We start from the raw sequence: 7,424 nt of genomic DNA on the forward strand, positions 1-7,424 counted from the left end.
CGAGGAACGAGGGATCTGCGTAAGTAACTCCGCAAACTAAATCGCCAATCTTTGTCGAGCTACTTGCGTGTCCTTCGACTTCGCTCAGGATGACAAACTGTGCGGTTACGCAATCTTTACCCAATCTTGTCATCCCGAGGAACGAGGGATCTGCGTAAGTAACTCCGCAAACTAAATCGCCAATCTTTGTTGAGCTACTTGCGCAGATTTGCTTCGCCTGTTCGCTATCGCTCGAGTCTCCCTTCGGTCGAAATGACAAAACCTTTGCGTCTTTATCTAAAAGAGAAGCTCTACAAAGATTGGATTCTCGTTGCGGAGTTACTTACGCAGATTTCTCCTTCATCGAAATGACAAAGCCTTTGCGATTTCGCTCCCGATAGCTATCGGGATTGCGAGATTAATTTTATTTTCAAAAATCTATGTTTCTATGTGTTAATTTTAATTTGGTGTAATTTGTTTTATACATCAATTTATAAATTCCTATTTTTGTCACTAACCCTTGATATGAACAACTTTATTATAATATTCTTCTTTTTATTTTTAGGATTGCTTTTGCAGCATGTAAAGCGGTTTCCAACTCATATTTATAAAACGATTAATAAAATTGTTATTTATGTCTGTCTTCCGGCGATTACTTTATATCATATTCCGAAAATAAAATGGAGCAACGAATTATTGTTTCCAATAGGAGCGGGGTGGATTAGTTTTTTCCTGGCTTTTGTGTTTTTTCATTTTTTAGGACGACGACTGGGCTGGTCAAATAAATTAATTGGTTGTTTGATCCTGACTGCGGGATTAAGTAATTCATCATTTTTGGGATATCCTATTGTTGAGGCTTTGTTTGGAAAAAAAGGTTTAGAAACGGCAGTATTGGTCGATCAGCCGGGAACTTTTGTGGTGGTTTCGACTCTGGGTGTTTTTGTGGCGGCTTTTTATTCTAAAGGAAGCCCGGATTTTAAAAGTATTGCAAAGAAAATTCTTTTGTTTCCGCCTTTTATTACATTCGTCGCGGCGTGTTTGCTGAACGTTTTTGATTATGATTTAGATTCGAATATTCAGCCTTTTTTATTAAAACTAGGAAGTTTGGTTACGCCTCTGGCTTTATTTTCGGTTGGATTACAATTGACTTTTGATCGAAAAAGTAAACACTGGAAATTTCTTCGTCTGGGACTTTTCTTCCGTCTTATTGTAACGCCGCTTATTATTTTTATTCTTTATGTTTTTGTTTTTAACCAGCGATCTGAAGCTATAAAAATTACGATTATAGAAATCGCCATGGCGCCCATGATTACAGGTGCAATTCTGGCTTCGACTTATGGTTTAAAACCAAAATTAAGCAGTATGATGATTGGTTTTGGGATTCCTGTTTCGTTTGTAACACTTGCGATTTGGTATTTTGTGGTGGGGTTTATTTAAATGCTTATTTTTTTAATCTCGCAATCCCGATAGCTATCGGGAGCGAAGACGCTAAGATTTAATTTTTTTTAATCTCGCAAAGTCGCGAAGACGCAAAGTTTTTTCTTTTTTAAGTTTTCTTTATAAAACTTTGCGTCTTTGCGTCTTTACGAGTAATTTCTGCAGTGAAGAAAGAGACTTATAATTCCGTAAACATTACAAAAAGCTATGTTTCTATGTGTTAAAATTAATCTTCAAATGAGTTTAAAATACTAACTAGATAGAGAATGTAGAATTTTAACTTTTTTTTAATTCTTACGTGTTTTCTAAATGTATTTTTTAGTTAATTTTAGAGGAACTAAAAAATATAAATTATGTCAACATTAAGATTAGGCGATATAGCTCCGGATTTTCATGCAGAAACCACACAAGGACCAATCAATTTTCATGAATGGTTAGGAGATTCTTGGGGCGTTTTATTTTCGCATCCCGCAGATTTTACTCCGGTTTGTACTACTGAATTGGGAACTGTAGCGAACTATGTTCCGGAATTTACCAAAAGAAATACTAAGGTAATTGCTTTGAGTGTAGACGGTTTAGAGTCGCACAAAGAGTGGATTAAAGATATCAACGAAACTCAAAATACGGAGGTTAATTTTCCAATTATTGCCGATGAGGATAAAAAAATAGCGAATCTATATGATATGCTTCACCCAAATGCGAGCGATAAATTTACTGTACGTTCTGTTTTTGTTATTGGGCCTGATAAAAAAATTAAATTAACATTGACTTATCCGGCTTCAACGGGAAGAAATTTTGACGAATTGCTTCGTGTTATTGACAGTTTGCAATTAACGGCAAATTACAGCGTAGCTACTCCGGCAAACTGGAAAGATGGTGAAGATGTAGTAATTACGCCAGCTGTTCCTGACAGTGATATTCCGGCAAAATTCCCAAAAGGACATACGCCTATTAAACCTTATCTGCGTTTAACTCCGCAGCCGAATAAATAAGGTTCTAAGTTGCTAAGATTTTTTTAAAGATACTAAGGTGCTAAGTTTCTAAGTTTTTTGAGAGGTTAAACTCTTAGTAGCTTAGAAATTTAGCGCCTTTTTTAAGATATATTCGTAAAGAAAAAAACTTAGTATCTCAGAATCTTAGAAACTTAGCATCTCAGAAACTTAGCCTCTCAGAAGCTCACTCATCTTTCTTCTGTCTCCTACAACCCATATAATGTCATTTGGCTGTAAAAGTAAACTTGATTCAGGATTTAAAATACGATTTCCGTTTCGTTCAATTCCTACGACCATTGCTCCGGTTTTTCCTCTAAATTGACCAATGCTTTTTTGTGTGAATTCTTCCTGAGAAACTTCTAACTGACGTAAAACAATTTCAGTTTCTTCAACTGCTTTTGGGGCTTCATTTTCATTTTGAGTCAGGTATTTCGTGAACTCGGTAATTTGAGCATCGGTACCAATTACAGAAATTTCATCACCGGGAAACAAACGTTCATTTTTTGACGGAATTGGGATTGTAACTTCACCGCGTCGTATATACGCAATATTAATTCCCATGAGTTCTCTGATTCTTAGTTCTTCTAAAGTTTTTCCGACAATGTTCGATTCTTTCCCAATCTCAAAAATAGACATGTGACCGTCCCACGGCATTAAATTGGCATATCTTCTGTCTATTTTTTTGTTTTCACGATCGTTTAGGTTTTTCAAAAAGTGATTTTCTATCCTGTGATACTGCTCATTTAATTTTTTAGGGAATATTTGATAAACTCCAATAGCAATTACCAATGCTACGAATGCGACCAAAGGTGAGAAGAAAATATTCAATAAGAAACCAACAAAAAATAAACCAAGGCTCATGCGTATTAAAATCATCATTAACAGCGCACCTCGGTATTTGCGTTCTTCCCATAATAATTCGACTTCTTCGGCAGCTATACGACGAAGTGAGAGTGCCCATAAAAATGGTGCAATAACTACCAGCGTAATAAGTGCGGCTAAAGTATTTCCAAATCTGGTATCGGCCACTAAAGGAGCTACAAATTTTGACGATAACAAAATAATTGCCGTAATGATAGCGGTATGAAGTATAATTTGAATTACATAGGCATTTAATACTTTCTGCCAAATACTGACTGATTTTATTGCCTGTGCGTTCATACTGTATCGGTTGATATTTTTAACCCATTTTTTAGGCAGTTTTTGTTCTAAGAAATGAGAAAAAGGCACGGCATATTTTACCATAAACGGAGTTGTAAAAGTGGTTATTGCTGAAACAGCTACAACAACAGGATATAAAAAGGAACTGGTAACATTTAATGTCATTCCTAATGTTGCAATAATAAATGAGAATTCACCAATTTGAGACAAACTCATTCCCGTCTGCACCGATTGTTTAAGAGGCTGTCCTGCCAGTAATGCGCCTATTGTTGAACTTACAGATTGTCCTAAAATAGTCACGACAGTTAATATAGCTACCGGAACAGCATGTGTATACAACATTTTAGGGTCAATTAACATTCCCACAGATACAAAAAATATTGCGCCAAATAAATCCTTAACCGGTTTTATTAAATGTTCAATATGTTCAGCCTGTGTTGTTTCGGCAATTATCGATCCCATTATAAAAGCGCCTAAAGCTGGAGAAAATCCAACATTTGAAGCAAAAATTACCATAGTAAGACATAATGCGATAGAAATAATAAGCAGCATTTCATCTGTCAGTAAATGTTTTGCTTTTTTAAGAAGCGTGGGAATAAAAAAGATACCGCCCAAAAACCAAACAGTAAGGAAAAATATAAGTTTTAAAACGGACATTAATAACTGGCTTCCTGAAAATTGCTGGCTTACTGCAATTGTAGAAAGCAATACCATCATTAAAATGGCTACAATATCCTGTACAATTAAAGAGCCAATAACGATTCCGGCAAATTTTTGCGCTTTAACGCCAAGTTCATCAAAGGTTTTTAAAATGATTGTTGTGGATGAAATCGATAAAATTACGCCTAAAAAAATGCTGTCCATTTGTGACCAATCCATCCATCGTCCTACCAGATATCCCAGTAAAACCATGGTTATAATTTGTGTACTGGCTGTAATGGAGGCCGTTCCTCCAACTTTCATTAATTTCTTAAAACTAAATTCGAGTCCTAAACTAAAAAGAAGAATGATTACACCAATTTCTGCCCAAACCTCTACACTTTTCATTTCTGTAATTGATGGGAAAAAATCAAAGTGGTTTCCGGCCAGGAATCCTGCAATCAGGTATCCTAAAACCAGCGGTTGTTTCATTTTTTTAAATAATAGTACGGCAATTCCCGCAGTCATCAGGATTAATCCCAGATCACTAATTAAAGGTTGTAAATGGTGTGTAGTTTCTGCAGTGGCATTTAAGGCAATCATAAGGTATTTTAGTTTCAGGAGGTAATCCAGCTTTTTATTATAAGATTCACGGAATTTGTAAAAAGTAAATTCAAGTGAAGTAATCTGGATACTCCGGGTTAAAAAAAAAAGCTATCTCGATAAAGATAGCTTTTTTTGACAAAATATTTTAGGTTTTCTTTAAATTCCTGTGTAATTACTAGGTGTTATCTGCATTAATTCGGCTCTAACAGCATCAGAAACTTCTAAAGTCGCAATAAAATTATGAATTGCGTTTTTATCAATAGCTTCGTTAGTTCTTGTTAAACCTTTTAAGGCTTCATACGGATTTGGATACGCTTCGCGACGTAAAATAGTTTGAATAGCCTCTGCAACAACTGCCCAGTTTTTCTCTAAATCTTCAGCAAATTTGCTTTCGTTTAGTAATAATTTGTTTAAACCTTTCAGCGTAGCTTCAAAAGCAATAATTGTATGCCCAATTGGCACACCAACATTACGTAAAACTGTACTGTCTGTTAAATCACGCTGTAATCTTGAAATTGGAAGTTTAGCAGATAAATGCTCAAAAATAGCATTAGCGATTCCTAAGTTTCCTTCTGAGTTTTCAAAATCAATAGGATTTACTTTATGCGGCATTGCCGATGAACCAATTTCGCCTGCTTTGATTTTTTGTTTAAAATAATCCATTGAAACATACGTCCAGATATCACGATCTAAATCAATAATGATATTGTTGATTCTTTTTAAACCATCAAAAAATGCAGCAAAATGATCGTAATGTTCGATTTGAGTTGTTGGGAAAGAATGTTGTAAACCTAATTCATTTTCAACAAAATTAGTTCCAAATTTTTTCCAGTCAATTTGCGGATATGCCACATGGTGTGCATTGAAGTTTCCTGTTGCACCGCCAAATTTAGCTGCAAACGGGATATTGAATAACAAACGCATCTGCTCTTCTAAACGCTCTACAAAAACCAAAATTTCTTTTCCTAAACGAGTAGGAGAAGCCGGCTGTCCGTGTGTGCGTGCCAGCATTGGGATATCTTTCCATTCAACGCTTAATTCTTTTAATTTTGAAATTACAGCAATTAAAGAAGGTGTATAAACCTGCTCAAAAGCTTCTTTTGTAGAAAGCGGAATAGCAGTATTGTTGATATCCTGAGATGTTAATCCGAAGTGAATGAACTCTTTGTATTGCGATAAACCTAATTTTTCAAAAGCATCTTTAATAAAATATTCAACCGCTTTTACGTCGTGATTGGTTACTTTCTCTGTTTCTTTAATCCAAAGCGCATCTTCAGTAGAGAAATTTTTGTAGATATTTCTTAAACTGTCAAATAAGTCTGCATTTACGCCAGAAAGCTGAGGTAAAGGAATTTCGCATAAAGCGATGAAATATTCAATTTCAACCAATACACGGTATTTTATTAAAGCTTCTTCAGAAAAGAAAGGTGCTAAATTTTGAGTTTTATTTCTATATCTTCCGTCAATTGGCGATATAGCATTCAATTCGTTTAGAGTAGTCATTGTTATGTTGTTTTTCGAAAGGTGCAAATATAAACAGAATTTGCGGATTTAAAGTAATCACAAAGTCAATTGAAAGCAATTTAAAAGGGAAAAAAGTAGATAAAACACGAATTTCACGAATTGACACTAATTTTTTTACTTACTTATTAGATAACACAAAATATTCGTGCTAATTCGTGAAATTCGTGTTCAATAATTGTGTTCAATAAATTATGTGTTTAAATCGATTTTAATTTTTCTCTTAAATCTGCAACGCCTTCGGTTGCTGTTTTGGCAATCACTTCTACTTTATTTCGAATATTGGGAATTGAAATAGGTTTTGGATCAATATAAAAAACAGGCGTTGTGCTGGGAGCATAAGAAATTAAACCTGCCGCAGGATAAACCTGTAATGAAGTTCCAATTACGGCAAAATAATCTGCGGTTTCGGTTATATCAATAGCTTCTTCCAGTGCCGGAACTTCTTCTCCAAACCACACAATATGTGGACGTAACTGATGTCCGTTTTCGTCTAAATCACCCGTCAGCAAATCGGCTGTCCAGTCTAAAATTAAATTTCGATTTCTGACACTTCTCACTTTTAATAATTCGCCATGCAAATGCAAAACTTTGGTACTTCCGGCACGTTCGTGTAAATCGTCAACATTTTGAGTAATGATATAAACGTCGAAATCTTTTTCTAATTCGGCTAAAATTTGATGCCCTAAATTGGGTTGTACCTCCTTAAGCTGCTGGCGTCTTTTATTGTAAAAATCGAGAACCAATTCCTGATTTTTGTTCCAGCCTTCGGGAGTTGCTACTTCCATAACGTCGTGACCTTCCCATAAACCATCGCTGTCACGAAAGGTTTTAATACCGCTTTCGGCACTAATTCCGGCGCCGGTTAAAACAACAAGTTTCTTTTTCATGCTTATTTTATTAAAAGATAAAAATAGCAATTTATGCCAATATTGAGTGTGCCGTCAGGCACTGAATATTGGTAGAAATGGAAATGGAACCAAATTTTAGCGTGCCGTAGGTACGCAACAGTTATTGTTATGTTGCGTACCTATGGCACGCCAACGAATACCGAATTCTAAATATCTACCGATATTATGTGCCTAACGG

At 35.3% G+C, this 7,424-nt stretch carries 5 protein-coding genes; 2 read left to right on the top strand and 3 right to left on the bottom strand.

Going from position 1 to position 7,424, the window contains the following annotated elements:
- Nucleotides 1-486: 486 nt before the first annotated feature.
- A complete protein-coding gene (locus tag ACODSB_RS23750; protein ID WP_488938858.1) occupies nt 487-1,416 on the top strand; it encodes an AEC family transporter in 930 nt (309 codons plus the stop codon).
- A gap of 353 nt (nt 1,417-1,769) precedes the next feature.
- Nucleotides 1,770-2,408 carry a peroxiredoxin gene (locus tag ACODSB_RS23755; RefSeq protein WP_053473776.1) on the top strand — a complete coding sequence of 213 codons (639 nt, stop codon included), beginning with the start codon at nt 1,770-1,772 and terminating at the stop codon, nt 2,406-2,408.
- Nucleotides 2,409-2,576: 168 nt separating this feature from the next.
- On the opposite strand, the gene ACODSB_RS23760 is transcribed toward ACODSB_RS23755, so the two are convergent.
- From ACODSB_RS23760 to ACODSB_RS23770, 3 genes are all read right to left on the bottom strand, one after another.
- Nucleotides 2,577-4,811 carry a cation:proton antiporter domain-containing protein gene (locus ACODSB_RS23760; protein WP_488938859.1) on the bottom strand — a complete coding sequence of 745 codons (2,235 nt, stop codon included), beginning with the start codon at nt 4,809-4,811 and terminating at the stop codon, nt 2,577-2,579.
- Nucleotides 4,812-4,970: 159 nt separating this feature from the next.
- A complete protein-coding gene (gene purB / locus ACODSB_RS23765; RefSeq protein WP_053473777.1) occupies nt 4,971-6,317 on the bottom strand; it encodes an adenylosuccinate lyase in 1,347 nt (448 codons plus the stop codon).
- Between the two features lie 218 nt (nt 6,318-6,535).
- A complete protein-coding gene (locus tag ACODSB_RS23770; RefSeq protein WP_488938860.1) occupies nt 6,536-7,225 on the bottom strand; it encodes an SIR2 family NAD-dependent protein deacylase in 690 nt (229 codons plus the stop codon).
- Nucleotides 7,226-7,424 lie beyond the last annotated feature (199 nt).

The organism is Flavobacterium sp. FG68, assembly GCF_057808895.1.

Coding starts and splice junctions, on each gene's coding strand:
- ACODSB_RS23755 (WP_053473776.1), top strand. CDS start 1,770: ATGTCAACATTAAGATTAGGCGATATAGCTCCGGATTTTCATGCAGAA.
- ACODSB_RS23760 (WP_488938859.1), bottom strand. CDS start 4,811: ATGATTGCCTTAAATGCCACTGCAGAAACTACACACCATTTACAACCT.
- purB (WP_053473777.1), bottom strand. CDS start 6,317: ATGACTACTCTAAACGAATTGAATGCTATATCGCCAATTGACGGAAGA.
- ACODSB_RS23770 (WP_488938860.1), bottom strand. CDS start 7,225: ATGAAAAAGAAACTTGTTGTTTTAACCGGCGCCGGAATTAGTGCCGAA.